This window comes from Monashia sp. HAY1-5C, assembly GCF_056755255.1.
Genome location: NZ_JBPGXG010000297.1, coordinates 1 through 337 on the forward strand (window position 1 = coordinate 1; position 337 = coordinate 337).

The window sequence follows — 337 nt, forward strand, 5'->3', positions numbered from 1 at the left end:
CGTGGGCTCGGAGATGTGTATAAGAGACAGGGGCTCGTCCGCACCGGCGCCGTCGAGCGCCAGGCCGTAGTCGGACAGCGGCTCGAGGGCGTCCTCGGGTGCTCCGCCGAAGAGGGCGCCGATGAGCAGCGGGTGCTCGATCGTGTACTTGGCGCTCTTGAAGCGGCTCACCTTGCGGGCCGAGGTGACCCGCGCCTCGAGGTCGAGACCGTCCCAGCCGCGGGCCGACTCGAGCAGGTCGAGGAACTGCCCACCCATGAACTGGGTCCGCATGAGGTCGAACAGGCCCCGGCCCCGGGCCAGATCTGTGGCCGGCATGCCGCACGACGAGTAGAGC

Annotated in this window: 1 pseudogene; it reads right to left on the minus strand. The window is 69.7% G+C overall.

Annotation, left to right across the window (positions count from 1 at the left end):
- Positions 1-318: pseudogene (locus ACR9ZK_RS21740) on the minus strand (hypothetical protein); the annotation flags it as partial.
- Positions 319-337: the final 19 nt, after the last annotated feature.